The sequence below is a fragment of the Thiohalophilus thiocyanatoxydans genome, from assembly GCF_004366735.1.
In the GTDB taxonomy this organism is placed as follows: Bacteria; Pseudomonadota; Gammaproteobacteria; order UBA6429; family Thiohalophilaceae; genus Thiohalophilus; species Thiohalophilus thiocyanatoxydans.
Genome location: NZ_SOQX01000013.1, coordinates 1 through 15,682 on the forward strand (window position 1 = coordinate 1; position 15,682 = coordinate 15,682).

At 57.7% G+C, this 15,682-nt stretch carries 13 protein-coding genes and 1 tRNA gene; all 14 read right to left on the bottom strand.

The features are described from left to right. The coding region (locus tag EDC23_RS13925) for a GTP-binding protein (protein WP_208321400.1) at positions 1–91 on the bottom strand (91 nt) is incomplete at its 3' end. Positions 92–124: 33 nt separating this feature from the next. After that, entirely contained in the window at positions 125–2,224 is a 2,100-nt protein-coding gene (fusA, locus tag EDC23_RS13930) for an elongation factor G (RefSeq protein WP_134085432.1), read from the bottom strand. Positions 2,225–2,245: 21 nt separating this feature from the next. Further along, on the bottom strand, positions 2,246–2,716 hold the full coding sequence (gene rpsG, locus EDC23_RS13935; RefSeq protein WP_134085434.1) for a 30S ribosomal protein S7: 471 nt from the start codon (positions 2,714–2,716) through the stop codon (positions 2,246–2,248). Positions 2,717–2,773: 57 nt separating this feature from the next. Continuing rightward, positions 2,774–3,148, bottom strand: coding sequence for a 30S ribosomal protein S12 (gene rpsL, locus EDC23_RS13940; RefSeq protein ID WP_134085436.1), 375 nt, complete (start codon positions 3,146–3,148; stop codon positions 2,774–2,776). 243 nt (positions 3,149–3,391) lie between these two features. Then, entirely contained in the window at positions 3,392–7,597 is a 4,206-nt protein-coding gene (rpoC, locus tag EDC23_RS13945) for a DNA-directed RNA polymerase subunit beta' (RefSeq protein ID WP_134085438.1), read from the bottom strand. Between the two features lie 96 nt (positions 7,598–7,693). Further along, positions 7,694–11,773, bottom strand: a complete 4,080-nt coding sequence (gene rpoB, locus EDC23_RS13950) for a DNA-directed RNA polymerase subunit beta (protein ID WP_134085440.1) — start codon at positions 11,771–11,773, stop codon at positions 7,694–7,696. 195 nt (positions 11,774–11,968) lie between these two features. Then, entirely contained in the window at positions 11,969–12,349 is a 381-nt protein-coding gene (rplL, locus tag EDC23_RS13955; RefSeq protein WP_134085442.1) for a 50S ribosomal protein L7/L12, read from the bottom strand. Positions 12,350–12,375: 26 nt separating this feature from the next. Next, complete coding sequence (rplJ, locus tag EDC23_RS13960; protein ID WP_134085444.1) at positions 12,376–12,903, bottom strand: 50S ribosomal protein L10; 528 nt, start codon at positions 12,901–12,903, stop codon at positions 12,376–12,378. Between the two features lie 251 nt (positions 12,904–13,154). Beyond that, on the bottom strand, positions 13,155–13,850 hold the full coding sequence (gene rplA / locus EDC23_RS13965) for a 50S ribosomal protein L1 (RefSeq protein WP_134085446.1): 696 nt from the start codon (positions 13,848–13,850) through the stop codon (positions 13,155–13,157). Beyond that, positions 13,851–14,282 carry a 50S ribosomal protein L11 gene (gene rplK / locus EDC23_RS13970; protein ID WP_134085448.1) on the bottom strand — a complete coding sequence of 144 codons (432 nt, stop codon included), beginning with the start codon at positions 14,280–14,282 and terminating at the stop codon, positions 13,851–13,853. It lies immediately after the preceding gene. A 176-nt stretch (positions 14,283–14,458) separates the two neighbouring features. Next, positions 14,459–14,992 (bottom strand): transcription termination/antitermination protein NusG, encoded by a 534-nt coding sequence (gene nusG / locus EDC23_RS13975; protein ID WP_134085450.1) that lies wholly within the window; start codon positions 14,990–14,992, stop codon positions 14,459–14,461. 4 nt (positions 14,993–14,996) lie between these two features. Beyond that, positions 14,997–15,344: a preprotein translocase subunit SecE gene (secE, locus tag EDC23_RS13980; RefSeq protein WP_134085452.1), complete on the bottom strand. Its 348-nt coding sequence runs from the start codon at positions 15,342–15,344 to the stop codon at positions 14,997–14,999. A gap of 51 nt (positions 15,345–15,395) precedes the next feature. Continuing rightward, a tRNA-Trp gene (locus tag EDC23_RS13985) sits at positions 15,396–15,471 on the bottom strand. 112 nt (positions 15,472–15,583) lie between these two features. Next, the coding region (locus EDC23_RS13990; RefSeq protein WP_217125835.1) for an EF-Tu C-terminal domain-related protein at positions 15,584–15,682 on the bottom strand (99 nt) is incomplete at its 5' end.

Sequence of the window (15,682 nt, forward strand, 5' to 3'; positions counted from 1 at the left end):
CCGCCGTCAGCGTCGTCTTGCCGTGGTCTACGTGACCAATCGTGCCTACGTTCACATGCGGCTTGTTACGTTCAAATTTTGCCTTGGACACCGTCTTACCCTCTAATTCTGTTTATGTATTGAATCAGGATGCTTTTTTAATCACTTCGTCTGCGACACTCGCAGGCGCTTCACTGTATTTGGCAAACTCCATGCTGTAGCTGGCGCGCCCCTGGGTCGCAGACCGCAGGTCGGTGGCGTAACCGAACATTTCCGCCAGCGGTACTTCAGCATGAATCAGCTTGCCAGCCGGGCCGTCCTCCATTCCCTGAACCATCCCGCGACGGCGGTTCAGGTCACCCATGACATCCCCCATATACTCTTCCGGGGTCACGACTTCCACTTTCATCATCGGCTCCAGCAAAACCGGACTTGCCTTTCTGGCGCCTTCCCTGAACCCCATGGAACCGGCAATTTTGAAGGCCATTTCCGAGGAGTCCACCTCATGGAACGAGCCGTCAAACAGAGTGACCTTGACGTCCACCATCGGAAAACCGCCGATAACGCCGTTTTCCATCTGTTCCTGAATCCCTTTGTCCACCGACGGAATGTATTCCTTGGGAATCACGCCGCCGACAATTTCGTTCACAAACTCGTAACCGCCGCCCTGTTCCTGCGGCTCGATCCGCAGCCAGACGTGACCGAACTGACCGCGCCCGCCCGACTGGCGTACAAACTTGCCTTCCTGCTCGACCTTCTTGCGAATAGTCTCGCGGTAGGCCACCTGCGGCGCGCCGACATTGGCGTCAACCTTGAACTCACGTTTCAGCCGGTCGACGATAATATCCAGATGCAGCTCGCCCATCCCGGAGATGATCGTCTGCCCCGACTCCTCGTCGGTATGCACCCGAAACGAGGGATCTTCCTGGGCCAGTTTCGACAGGGCGACCCCCATCTTCTCCTGGTCGGCCTTGGTTCTCGGCTCGATGGCCACCGAGATAACCGGCTCGGGGAACTCCATCCGTTCCAGGGTAATGACCTTGTTCGGGTCACACAGGGTTTCACCCGTGGTGACATCCTTGAGCCCGACGGCCGCAGCAATGTCACCGGCGCGGACCTCTTTAAGCTCTTCGCGCGAATTGGAGTGCATCTGCACCAGTCGCCCAATTCGCTCTTTTTTGCCCTTGATCGGGTTGTAAACCGTATCCCCGGCCTTCACCACACCGGAGTAGACCCGGAAAAACGTCAGACTGCCGACAAACGGGTCGGTGGCGATTTTAAACGCCAGCGCGGCAAACGGCTCATCATCATCCGATTTGCGCAGCGCCTCAGTCTCCTTGCCGTCATCCAGCACACCCTTGATCGCCTTCACTTCAATCGGCGATGGCATGTAGTCGATGACCGCATCCAGCATGGCCTGCACGCCTTTGTTCTTGAAGGCCGAGCCGCACAGCACCGGCACGATTTCATTCGCCAGGGTGCGGGCCCGCAGCCCCTGCTTGATCTCGTCGGCACTCAGGTCGCCGTTTTCGAGATAGCTTTCCATCAAGCTTTCGCTGGCTTCCGCGGCGGCTTCGACCATCTGCTCGCGCAGTGTCCGGGCCCTGGCCTGCAATTCGTCGGGAATATCCCGTTGTTCGTATGTGGCGCCGAAATTATCTTCATTCCAGTAAATCGCCTTCATCCGAATCAGGTCGACAATCCCCTGGAAGTTGTCTTCGGCGCCGATATTCAGCTGAATCGGTACCGCATTGGCACCCAGACGCTTTCTAATCTGTTCGACCACGCGCAGAAAATCGGCGCCGGCGCGGTCCATCTTGTTGACGAAGGCCATGCGCGGCACTTCGTACTTGTTCGCCTGGCGCCAGACTGTCTCTGACTGGGGCTCTACCCCGCCGACCGCGCAAAATACGGCGCAGGCCCCGTCCAGTACCCGCAAGGAGCGCTCCACCTCGATGGTGAAGTCCACATGCCCCGGCGTATCGATAATATTGATCCGGTGCTGCGAATACTGCTGATCCATGCCCTGCCAGAAGCACGTGGTCGCGGCGGAGGTAATCGTAATGCCGCGCTCCTGTTCCTGCTCCATCCAGTCCATGACGGCTGCGCCGTCATGGACTTCACCAATCTTGTGCGAAATCCCGGTGTAGAAGAGGATCCGCTCGGTCGTTGTCGTTTTGCCGGCATCAATATGCGCCATGATGCCGATATTGCGATAACGTTCGATTGGTGTGTTGCGGGCCACTCTCTTTAGCTCAGTATCAAATTACCAACGGTAGTGGGCAAACGCCTTGTTCGCCTCCGCCATCCGATGGGTGTCTTCGCGTTTTTTCACGGCCGAGCCGCGATTTTCGCCGGCTTCCAGCAGCTCGCCGGCCAGCCGGGCACCCATGCCTTTTTCGCTGCGCTTGCGCGCGGCTTCCACGAGCCAGCGCATGGCCAGCGCATTGCGTCGTGCCGGGCGGACCTCGACCGGCACCTGGTAGGTCGCGCCACCGACTCGGCGGGATTTGACCTCAACCATCGGGCGGACATTATCCAGCGCCTTTTCCAGCGCTTCGACCGCGTCCGAACGGGTCTTGCCCGAAACACTCTCGAGCGCGCCGTACACTACTTTCTCGGCGACGGATTTCTTGCCGTCGAGCATTAACATATTGATAAACTTGGCAATCAGTTCCGATTTATATTTCGGATCCGGGAGGATTGCCCGTTTTTCTGCTTGTCGCCTTCTTGCCATCGTCTATTCCGCGTTGTCAGTGATTCAGCGTCAATCCGCTGCTATTAATAAATGAACTCAGGATTTGGGTCGCTTGGCGCCGTATTTCGAGCGTCCCTGCCGGCGATCGTTCACCCCGGCGGTATCCAGCGAACCGCGTACCGTGTGATAGCGCACACCCGGCAGGTCCTTGACACGGCCGCCGCGAATCAGCACGACCGAGTGTTCCTGCAGGTTATGGCCTTCTCCGCCGATATAACTGGCGACTTCATAGCCGTTGGTCAGGCGCACACGGGCCACTTTACGCAACGCCGAGTTCGGTTTCTTCGGCGTGGTGGTGTAGACGCGCGTACAGACCCCGCGACGTTGCGGGCACGCTTCCAGCGCCGGGACGTTGCTCTTCTGGGGCCGGCGTTTGCGCGGCTTACGTACTAACTGGTTAATGGTTGCCATAAGTCTTTGTCTTTCTTAGTCCAGAAAATAAACGACAGGCCGGCGCACCGACCTGTCGTGAGGCGCGAGATTTTATGGGGCTACGGGGTTCCTGTCAACCGTATCCCGTCCCCGATCGCGAATTTTTGGGGTTTTTAGCCCCCCAATACGGGGCAAGCCCGATCAGTACCCACACTTGTCCCGTGACCCGCCGCGTCGAGCTAAAGCCATGACTCAATATGCGGGTACTAACGGCTCAGGCGATCAGTTTTGCTGATCCACCGATTCGGCATCGCCTGATTGCTCGATCTCGGCGGCGGCGGCGGCCAGCGCGGCTTCGGCCGATTCGGCCTCCTTGCGCTGACGCCGACGCTCCTTGTGGAACGCCTGGCCGGTCCCGGCCGGAATCAGCCGGCCGACGATAACGTTCTCCTTGAGGCCGCGCAGATCGTCGATCTTGCCGGTGACGGCCGCTTCGGTCAGCACCCGGGTGGTCTCCTGGAAGGAGGCCGCGGAGATGAACGACTCGGTCGCCAGCGAGGCCTTGGTGATCCCCAGCAGAACCGGCTCGAACAGCGCCGGCTGACGGTCCGCCGCCAGCATCCGCTCATTCTCTTCCAGTACCCGGGAACGTTCCACCTGCTCGCCCTTGAGGAAGCTGGTGTCGCCCGGGGAGGTAATATCCACCTTGCGCAGCATCTGACGCACGATCACTTCGATGTGCTTGTCGTTGATTTTCACACCCTGCAGGCGATAAACATCCTGGACCTCGTTGACGATATAGCGTGCCAGCTCCTCGACACCCAGCAAACGCAGGATGTCGTGCGGATTCGGTTCGCCTTCGGCAATGATTTCACCTTTTTCCACGTGCTCACCTTCGAATACGGTGACATGGCGCCACTTGGGAATCAGCTCCTCATAGGTGTCGCCTTCGTTCGGCGTGATCACCAGACGCTGTTTGCCCTTGGTCTCCTTGCCAAAGCTGACTGTCCCGGAGATTTCCGCCAGGATGGAGGACTCCTTCGGTTTGCGCGCTTCGAACAGATCGGCTACACGCGGCAGACCACCGGTAATGTCGCGGGTCTTGGAGGATTCCTGCGGAATCCTCGCAATGGCGTCACCCACGCTCACCGCATCCCCGTCCTTGAGGGAAATGATCGCGCCCGAAGGCAGGTAATAGTGCGCCGGCAAGTCGGTCCCGACGATGTTCATGTCGTTGCCGTCCTTGTCGATCAGCTTGACCATCGGCCGCAGATCCTTGGCCTGACTGCTGCGCTGCTTGGGATCCATGACCACCAGGCGGGAGAGGCCGGTGACTTCGTCCACCTCGGCCTGCACCGTCACGCCTTCGATGATATCCATGAACTTCACCCGACCCTCGACTTCCGTGACGATCGGATGGGTATGCGGATCCCAGTTGGCGACGATCTGACCGGCCTCGACGGCATCGCCGTCATTGGCGGAGATCACCGCACCGTAGGGCACCTTGTAGCGCTCCCGCTCGCGGTTGTTCTCGTCCAGCACGGTGATTTCCCCGGAACGGGAGACCGCAACGTGGTTGCCACTGGCATGCTGGATGGTCTTGATATTATGCAGACGGACCGTCCCCTTGGTCTTGATCTCGATGTTGCTGACCGCCGCGGAACGGCTGGCGGCACCCCCAATATGGAAGGTCCGCATGGTCAACTGGGTACCCGGCTCACCGATGGACTGAGCGGCGATGACGCCCACTGACTCGCCCTGGTTGACCAGGTGTCCACGGGCCAGATCGCGGCCGTAGCAGATGGCACAGACGCCATGCAGGTTGTCACAGGTAATCGGGGAACGGACCTGGATATGGTCGATTCCCATCCCTTCGAGTCTGGCGACCCAGTGCTCGTCCAGCAGGGTCCCGGCCGGAATCACCACCTCGCCATCGGCGCCCCTGGCATCCTCGGCGGTCACACGGCCCAGCACCCGCTCGGAGAGGGGTTCGACCACATCGCCACCCTCGATAAGCGAGGAGATCAGCATGCCGTTAGCGGTGCCACAATCGTCTCCGGAGACCACCAGATCCTGGGAGACATCCACCAGACGACGGGTCAGGTAACCGGAGTTGGCAGTCTTCAGAGCGGTATCCGCCAGACCCTTACGAGCACCATGGGTGGAGATAAAGTACTGCAGAACTGACAGGCCTTCACGGAAGTTGGCAGTGATCGGCGTTTCAATGATGGAGCCGTCCGGCTTGGCCATCAGACCCCGCATCCCGGCCAGCTGACGAATCTGTGCCGCGCTACCGCGGGCGCCGGAATCGGCCATCATGAAGATCGAGTTATAGGACGGCTGGCGGACAATATTGCCCTCCTTGTCCTTGATTTCATCCACGCCCAGCTTGTCCATCATCGCCTTGGCTACCTGATCATTGGTATGTGACCAGATATCCACCACTTTGTTATAACGCTCGCCGTTGGTCACCAGACCCGAGGTATACTGCTCCTCGATCTCCTTGACCTCTTCTTCGGCCGCACTGAGAATCTCGGCCTTCTCTTCGGGGATCTCCATATCATCAGCGCCGAAGGAGATACCGGCCTTGGTGGAATAGGCAAAACCGGTGTACATCAACTGGTCGGCAAAGACCACGGTGGCCTTCAGGCCCAGCTTGCGATAGCAGGCATTGATCAGCCCGGAGATCGCCTTCTTTTTCATCTCCATGTTAAAGAGGCTGAACTCCATGCCTTCCGGAGCGATTTCGTACAACAGCGCGCGACCGACGGTCGTCTCCTGCAGCGAGACTTTTTCGGTGCTGTTGCCCTCGTCATCAATCTCGAATTCGTGAATCCGCACCTTGACGCGCGCCTGCAGATCGACAACCCCGTTGTTGTAGGCCCGATCCACTTCCTTCACATCGGCGAAGACCATGCCCTCGCCCTTGCCGTTGACCCGTTCACGGGTCATCCAGTACAGCCCCAGTACCACGTCCTGGGAAGGCACGATGATCGGCTCGCCATTGGCCGGCGACAGGATGTTATTGGACGACATCATCAGCGCACGGGCTTCGAGCTGGGCTTCCAGCGACAGCGGCACATGCACGGCCATCTGGTCACCGTCAAAGTCGGCGTTGAAGGCGGTACAGACCAGCGGATGCAGCTGAATGGCCTTGCCTTCGATCAGTACCGGCTCGAACGCCTGTATACCCAGACGATGCAGAGTCGGCGCACGGTTGAGCATGACCGGATGTTCGCGGATCACCTCTTCGAGGATATCCCAGACTTCCGCGCCTTCGCGCTCGACCATTTTCTTGGCCGCCTTGATGGTGGTGGCCAGGCCGCGACGTTCCAGCTTGCTGAAAATAAAGGGTTTAAACAGTTCCAGGGCCATCTTCTTGGGCAGTCCGCACTGGTGCAGACGCAGCGCCGGACCAACCACGATAACCGAACGACCGGAGTAGTCGACACGCTTGCCCAGCAGGTTCTGACGGAACCGTCCCTGCTTGCCCTTGATCATGTCGGCCAGGGATTTGAGCGGGCGCTTGTTAGATCCGGTAATGGCCCGGCCGCGACGGCCGTTATCCAGCAGGGCGTCGACCGACTCCTGCAGCATGCGTTTTTCGTTGCGCACGATGATGTCCGGCGCATTCAGATCCAGCAGCCGTTTCAGACGGTTGTTCCGGTTGATGACGCGGCGATAAAGATCGTTCAGATCGGAGGTGGCAAAGCGACCGCCTTCCAGCGGCACCAGCGGGCGCAGTTCCGGCGGCAGCACCGGCAGGACGCTCATGACCATCCATTCAGGTTTGTTGCCGGAATCGACAAACGCCTCGATCAGTTTCAGGCGCTTGCCAAGTTTCTTGAGCTTGGTCTCGGACTTGGTGGCGCCCATGTCGTCGCGCACCTTGTCGGCTTCCTGCTGCAGGTTGATATTGGACAGCAGGGACTGGACCGCTTCGGCACCCATGCGGGCGTCAAATTCGTCACCGAACTCTTCAATCGCTTCCAGGTAGGCCTCATCGGTCAATAGCTGACCCCGTTCCAGGGTCGTCATCCCCGGCTCGACCACGACAAACGCCTCAAAATAGAGTACCCGTTCGATATCCCGCAGGGTCATGTCCAGCAACAGCCCCATCCGCGAAGGCAGGGACTTGAGGAACCAGATGTGCGCAACCGGTGAAGCCAGTTCGATATGGCCCATGCGCTCGCGGCGGACCTTGGCCAGGGTGACCTCGATACCGCATTTTTCGCAGATGACACCGCGATGCTTGAGACGCTTGTACTTGCCGCACAGGCACTCATAATCCTTGATGGGACCAAAGATCTTGGCACAGAACAGGCCGTCACGTTCCGGTTTGAAAGTCCGGTAGTTGATGGTCTCCGGTTTTTTGACCTCACCATAGGACCAGGAACGGATTTTTTGCGGTGACGCCAGACCGATGCGAATCGCATCAAAGTCTTCGCTCTGGCCCTGCTGTTTCAAAATCTTGAGTAGGTCTTTCACGTTGCCACTCCTAATAAAAGTTCCGAGTTACGAGGGACGAGTAACGAGGTAACCAAACAGACCTCGTCACTCGGCCCTTGGCCCTCGTCCCTGGATTTAGTCCTGTTGTTCCAGTTCGATATCGATACCGAGTGAACGGATTTCCTTCAACAGAACATTGAAGGACTCCGGCATACCCGGTTCCATACGGTGATCGCCGTCGACGATGTTCTTGTACATCTTGGTCCGGCCGTTGACGTCGTCGGACTTGACGGTGAGCATTTCCTGCAGGGTATAGGCCGCGCCATAGGCTTCCAGCGCCCAGACCTCCATCTCACCGAAACGCTGACCACCGAACTGGGCCTTGCCGCCCAGCGGCTGCTGGGTCACCAGGCTGTACGGACCGGTCGAACGCGCGTGCATCTTGTCGTCGACCAGGTGATTCAGCTTCAGGATGTACATGTACCCGACGGTGACCGGCCGTTCGAACTTCTCGCCGGTGCGCCCATCGTACAGATCGGCCTGACCGCTCTCCGGCAGGTCCGCCAGGCGTAACAGACGCTTGATCTCGGCTTCGTTGACCCCGTCGAACACCGGGGTGGCCATCGGCACACCGGCACGCAGGTTGTTCGCCAGCTTCAGAACTTCTTCATCGGTCAGCGACTTGATGTCTTCCTTCTGGCCTTCGCTCTTGTTGTAGATATCTTCCAGCAACTTGCGAATTTCCGCGATCTTGGTCTGGGCCTTGAGCATTTCACCCAGTTTCTTGCCCAGCCCCTTGGCGGCCCAGCCCAAATGGGTTTCCAGCACCTGACCGACGTTCATGCGTGAAGGTACACCCAGCGGGCTCAACACCACATCGATGGGGGTCCCGTCGGCACTGAACGGCATATCCTCGACCGGGCGAATCATGGAGATAACACCCTTGTTACCGTGACGCCCGGCAACCTTGTCACCCGGCTGCATGCGGCGTTTGACGGCCAGATGGACCTTGACCATTTTCAGTACACCGGGCGCCAGATCATCCCCGGTGGTCAGCTTGCGCTTCTTCTCTTCGAATTTTTCATCGAAGTCTTTGCGCAACTGCTTGATCTGCGCACTAATGGCTTCCAGCTGGGCATTGGCGTCATCGTTACGCAGCCGGATTTCAAACCATTTTTCCCGCGGCACTTCTTCCAGGTAGGCCTTGGTCAGTTTACTGCCGCTTTTCAGGTTATTCGGACCACCATCGGCGAGCTTGCCCAGCAGCATGCTCTCAACACGCTGATACGCATCGTCTTCCATGATCCGGCGCTGATCGTTGAAGTCCTTGCGAACGCTTTCCAGCTCGGAATCTTCAATGGCGATCGCGCGGGAATCTTTTTCCAACCCGTCACGGGTAAAGACCTGCACATCGATTACGGTACCGACGATACCCGAGGGCACGCGCAAAGAAGTATCTTTCACATCCGAGGCTTTCTCGCCGAAGATGGCACGCAGCAGTTTCTCCTCGGGAGTGAGCTGGGTTTCGCCCTTGGGCGTGACCTTGCCGACCAGGATGTCACCGGGTTTGACTTCGGCACCGATATAAACGATGCCGGCCTCATCCAGCTTGGCCAGCGCCGACTCACCGACATTGGGAATATCCCCGGTGATCTCTTCGGAGCCCAGCTTGGTGTCGCGCGCGACACAGGTCAGCTCTTCGATATGGATGGTGGTGTAACGATCTTCTTCGACCACCCGCTCGGAGATCAGGATCGAGTCCTCGAAGTTGTAACCGTTCCAGGGCATGAAGGCGACCAGCATGTTCTGGCCCAGCGCCAGCTCCCCGAGATCGGTGGAGGGGCCATCGGCCAGCACATCACCGCGGGCGATCTCATCGCTGACATTCACCAGCGGGCGCTGGTTGATACAGGTGTTCTGATTGGAACGGGTGTATTTGGTCAGGTTGTAAATATCCACACCGGACTCGCCCGCCACAGTCTCATCATCATTGACCCGCACGACAATACGCGAGGCATCGACCGAATCGACAATACCGCCGCGCACGGCGACAACGGCCACCCCGGAATCAACCGCGACGGTGCGTTCGATGCCGGTACCCACCAGCGGTTTTTCGGAACGCAGGGTCGGCACGGCCTGGCGCTGCATGTTGGCGCCCATCAACGCGCGGTTGGCGTCGTCGTGTTCCAGGAAGGGTACCAGTGCCGCCGCGACCGAGACGATCTGCTTGGGCGAGATATCCATGTAGTCGACCTTGTCCGGCGTCGACATGGCAAATTCATTCAGATGGCGACAGGAAACCAGATCGTCGCTCAGGCCACCCTTGCTGTCCACGCCGGCGTTGGCCTGGGCGATCACAAACTCACCTTCGTCGATCGCGGAGAGGTAATCGATTTCGTCCGTCACCTTGCCATTTTTGACCCGACGGTACGGGGTTTCCAGAAAACCGTACTGATTGGTCCGGGCATACACCGCCAGGGAGTTGATCAGACCGATGTTCGGCCCTTCCGGGGTTTCGATCGGGCAGACCCGGCCGTAATGGGTCGGATGCACGTCGCGCACCTCGAAGCCCGCGCGCTCACGGGTCAGACCGCCCGGGCCCAGGGCGGAAATACGCCGCTTGTGGGTCACCTCGGACAGCGGATTGTTCTGATCCATGAACTGGGAAAGCTGGGAGGAGCCAAAGAACTCCTTGATCGCGGCGGAGACCGGCTTGGCGTTGATCATCTCCTGCGGCATCAGGTTTTCCGATTCCGCCAGGGACAAACGCTCCTTGACCGCGCGCTCGACCCGCACCAGTCCCACACGGAACTGATTTTCGGCCATCTCGCCCACGGAGCGGATACGGCGGTTACCCAGATGGTCGATGTCATCGACCGTCCCCTTGCCGTCGCGAATACCGATCAGGGTCTGAATGACGGCAAGAATGTCCTCTTTGGAGAGGGTCCCTTCACCGGTCACTTCCTTACGTCCGATACGACGATTGAACTTCATACGACCGACGCCGGAGAGATCGTAACGATCCTCGCTGAAGAACAGGTTATTAAACAGATTCTCCGCCGCTTCCTTGGTCGGCGGCTCACCCGGGCGCATCATGCGATAGATTTCCACCTGGGCTTCCAGCTGGGTGGTGGTGGTGTCGATTTCCAGCGTCTTGGAAATATACGGGCCATGATCCAGATCATTGGTAAAGATGGTCTGGAATTCGGTGATCTTGGCCTCGCGCAGTTGCTCCAGGCGCTCGGGAATCAGGGTGTCATTGGCCTTGGCCACTACTTCGCCGGTATCTTTGTTGATCACGTCGTGGGCCAGGACCTTGTCGTGCATATACTCGTCCGGCACTGCCAGTTTCTTCAGACCCGCCTTTTCTATCTCGCGGATATGCCGCGGGGTAATACGGCGGCCTTCTTCGACCAGCACCTTGTTCTTGATCTTGATATCGAAGGTCGCGGTTTCCCCACGCAGACGATCGGCAACCAGATCGAGCTCAAAACCGCCTTCCTTATCCATATGGAAGGTGTTTTTCTCGAAGAACAGATCCAACATCTCTTCGGTGCTGTAACCGAGTGCACGCAGCAATATGGTGACCGGCAGTTTGCGACGACGGTCGATGCGGGTAAACAGGCAATCTTTCGGATCGAATTCAAAATCGAGCCAGGAACCCCGATAGGGAATCACCCGGGCATTGAACAGCAGCTTGCCGGAGGAATGGGTCTTGCCCTTGTCGTGATCGAAAAACACGCCGGGCGAACGGTGCAGCTGGGAGACGATAACCCGTTCGGTGCCATTGATAACAAAGGTTCCGGTATCGGTCATGAGCGGAATTTCGCCCATGTAGACTTCCTGCTCGCGAATATCCTTGACCGTGGGGCTCTTGGCCTCCTTGTCATAGATAATCAGACGAACCTTGACCCGCAGTGGTGCCGCGTAGGTCACACCGCGCATCTGACACTCTTTCACATCAAAGGCCGGGGTTCCCAGTCGGTAGCTGACATATTCCAGCGCTGCATTGCCGGAATAGCTGACTATGGGAAAAACCGATTTGAACGCCGCATGTAACCCCTTGTCGTCACGCTGATCTTCGATTTTTTCAGCCTGCAGGAATTCCCGATAGGAATCGGTCTGCATAGCCAGAAGATAAGGGACTTCCAGGATAGTAGGACGACGACCAAAGTTTTTACGAATCCGTTTCTTATCAGTGAACGAGTATGCCATTGGTCACCTTGCTTGTAGCAGTTAGTCGCGAAACTGGCATTCCCAGCGATCCGTTGTTAACGATATTCTGGCCGTTAAACAACGAATACACAGCAGGCCAGCGGCCATTCGGCCACCAGCCCGCTGTGGGAATGGTTATACCATTTTGTGACTGCGGGCCCCTGGCCCGCAATCTTTTCATGAAGCAAGCCGCTTTTATTTCAGCTCGACCTGTGCGCCGGCTTCTTCAAGCGTCTTCTTCACCTCTTCGGCGTCGTCTTTCGAAGCACCCTCCTTCACAGTAGCAGGGGTACCTTCAACCATTTCCTTGGCTTCTTTCAGACCCAGACCGGTAATACCACGGACTGCCTTGATGACGGCAACCTTGTTATCACCGAAGCTGGTCATGACGATGTCAAATTCGTCTTTCTCTTCAGCGGCGGCTTCACCACCACCGGCCGCAGCGGCCGGGGCAGCAGCGACAGCGGCTGCAGCGGAAACACCAAACTTTTCTTCCATCGCTTCGATCAGATCGACGACTTCCATTACGGTCATGCTGGAAATTGTTTCCAGGATTTCATCTTTTGAAACTGCCATTTTACCTTCTCCTAATCACTAAATTATCAAGAGGCCTGTTTAGCGTCACGAACAGCTGCGACGGTACGGACCAGTTTGCCAGGCACTTCATTAAAGGTACGCGCCAGCTTGGTAACCGGGGCCTGCATAACCGACATAAGCATGCTGATGGCTTGCTCTTTGGTCGGCAGGTTGGCCAGACGGTCCAGATCCGAAGCGGACAGTAACTGTCCATTCACGGAAAGGGCCTTGACTACCAGCTTGTCATTTCCCTTGGCGAACTCTTTGATTACTCGCGCCGCCGCACCCGGATCTTCTTCAGAAAATGCCAGGAGCATCGGGCCCACGAGCGTCTCATTCATGCAGGCAAAGTCCGTCCCTTCCAATGCACGTTTGGCCAGCGTATTTTTTACGACACGGAGATAAACACCACCGGAACGTGCCTGGGCACGCAGGTTATTCATCTCATTGGACGCCAGTCCGATATATTCCGCTACGACCGCGGAATGTGCATTCGCAGCGACTTCAGAGACCTCGGCCACTATGGCTTTCTTTTGTTTAAGACTGAGAGCCACGCGAACATACCTCCATTTATGACAGACAAAACATCACGTCTGTCGTTGGACGAACATGAAACATCCCGCTGGATGTCCCACCTTTAGTGACCCAAGGCAGAATTAAATCTGTTCGGGCACACCATCTGCGCAGGCCGGGGCAAAACCCCATTAAGCCGTCAAAACAACGACACCCACGGTCTTTGATGGACGCTGCCCGGGGTGAAAACCGAATTTTCTCCCCGAAACAACGGCCACAAAGTCTGTAGTGATCAGCTCGCCAGCGACGCCTGATCGACGGAAATTCCCGGACCCATGGTCGTGGAGACAGACACTTTCTTCACATACTGTCCCTTGGCGGCAGAAGGCTTGGCCTTTTTCAGATCCGCCAGCAGGGCTTCCAGGTTTTCCTTCAAATTGTTGGCATCAAAATCCACATTGCCAATAGCACAATGGATGATACCGCCCTTGTCGGTGCGGTAGCGCACCTGACCGGCCTTGGCATTTTTCACCGCGCCTTCCACGTCCGGGGTCACAGTACCGACTTTCGGGTTCGGCATCAGACCGCGCGGACCGAGAATCTGGCCCAGCTGGCCGACCACACGCATGGCGTCCGGGGTGGCAATCACCACATCGAAATCCATGTTGCCCTGTTTGACGTCTTCGGCCAGATCGTCGAAGCCGACGATGTCGGCACCCGCGGCTTTGGCCTTGTCGGCATTCTCGCCCTGGGCAAACACGGCAACCCGGACAGTCTTGCCGGTGCCGTGCGGCAGAACGGTGGCGCCACGCACGACCTGATCGGATTTCCGGGGATCGACACCCAGATTCACCGCCACTTCAACCGATTCGACAAATTTGGCGCGCGGCAGATCTTGCAGCAGACCGAAGGCATCATCGATCGGGTAGAGCTTGCTGGAATCAACCTTTTCACGAATCGCTTTTTGACGTTTGCTCAGCTTGGCCATTTACATACCCTCCACATCAAGACCCATACTCCGCGCGCTACCGGCAATGGTGCGCACCGCCGAATCCATATCGGCGGCAGTCAGATCAGGATCTTTGGCCCGGGCAATCTCTTCCAGTTGCTCGCGGGTCACCGTGCCCACCTTGTTACGGTTGGGCTCACCCGAGCCGCTCTTGATATCGGCGGCCTTTTTCAGCAGGATCGACGCCGGCGGCGTCTTCATGATGAAGGTAAAGCTGCGATCGCTGTAGACGGTGATGACAACCGGGATCGGCAACCCTTTTTCGGTTTCCTGGGTCTGGGCATTAAACGCCTTGCAGAACTCCATGATGTTCACACCATGCTGACCCAGCGCAGGACCGACCGGCGGCGACGGATTCGCTTCCTGCGCCGGCACCTGCAGCTTGATATATGCTTCAATTTTCTTGGCCATAACTTCCTCGCTTTGGGTTCAAACGCCGTTTCCCTTGCGGTACTCGAGCTCCCCTTGTTTAAGTACTCAGGGACGAGGTACGAGTGACGAGGAAGTTGGAATACGGCTATGCCGTATGCTTTAGTCCTCGTAACTCGTCACTCCGTCCCTCGTCCCTTTCAGGTCGGGAAGAGCTTTTAGCTCTTCTCGACCTGACTGAAGTCGAGATCGACTGGCGTGGAACGGCCGAAGATCGACACTTCCACGCGCAGGCGGTTCTTTTCATAATCCACTTCTTCAACGACGCCGTTAAAGTCGTTGAACGGACCGTCGTTGATCCGGACCACTTCGCCCGCCTCGAACAGGACCTTGGGCCGCGGCCGTTCGGTCCCTTCCTGGATGCGCTCCAGAATCGACTGGGCTTCTTTTTCACTGATCGGCGCCGGCTTGTCGCTGGTGCCGCCGATAAAGCCCATCACCCGCGGCGTATCCTTGACCAGATGCCAGGTATCATCGTCCATATCCATCTGTACCAGGACATAGCCCGGAAAGAACTTGCGATCGCTTTTGCGCTTCTGGCCATCTCGCATTTCGATGACTTCCTCGGTGGGCACCAGGATCTGTCCGAACTTGTCCTCCATACCCTTGAGCTTGATCCGCTCCTCCAGTGAGCGCTTGACCTGCGCTTCAAAACCGGAATAGGCGTGGACGACGTACCAGCGTAATGCCATCTACTCAGCCTCCCTGACCGGTGATGAGTTTCACCGCCCACAGCAAAAACATATCGAACAACCACAGCACGATACCGATAATCGTCACCATCACCACCACCATCAGCGTGGTCTGTGTGGTTTCACGCCGGGATGGCCAGACAGACTTGCGCGCCTCGAGGACGGCACTGCGGCCGAAGTTCCAGGCATTCAGCCCCGGTTGCGAGGTCGCCGCCACGGCCACCGCCACACCCAGCACCGCCAGCAAACCCAGCACCCGATACAGCAGTGCCTCGTTCATAAACTGGTAAAAACCGGCAATACCTGCCAGCACCAGTAATACGGCGACTGTTAGCTTGATCTTGTCTGCCATCGTTGTCCTGTTAACCCCGGCGAATCATCATTCAATAACCCGCCGCGCGTTTGGCAGGCCAGGAGGGAATCGAACCCCCAACCTGCGGTTTTGGAGACCGCCGCTCTGCCAATTGAGCTACTGGCCTAAATTGAGGGACGAGTAACGAGGGACGAGTAACGAGGTAAACAAAACCGTGAGCACACATCGGGTGCGCTCATCGATTTCCTCGTCACTCGGCCCTCGGCCCTTTGTCCCTTTTATTCAATAATCTTCGATACCACACCGGCGCCGACGGTCCGGCCGCCTTCGCGAATCGCAAAGCGCAGGCCCTCTTCCATCGCAATCGGTGCAATCAG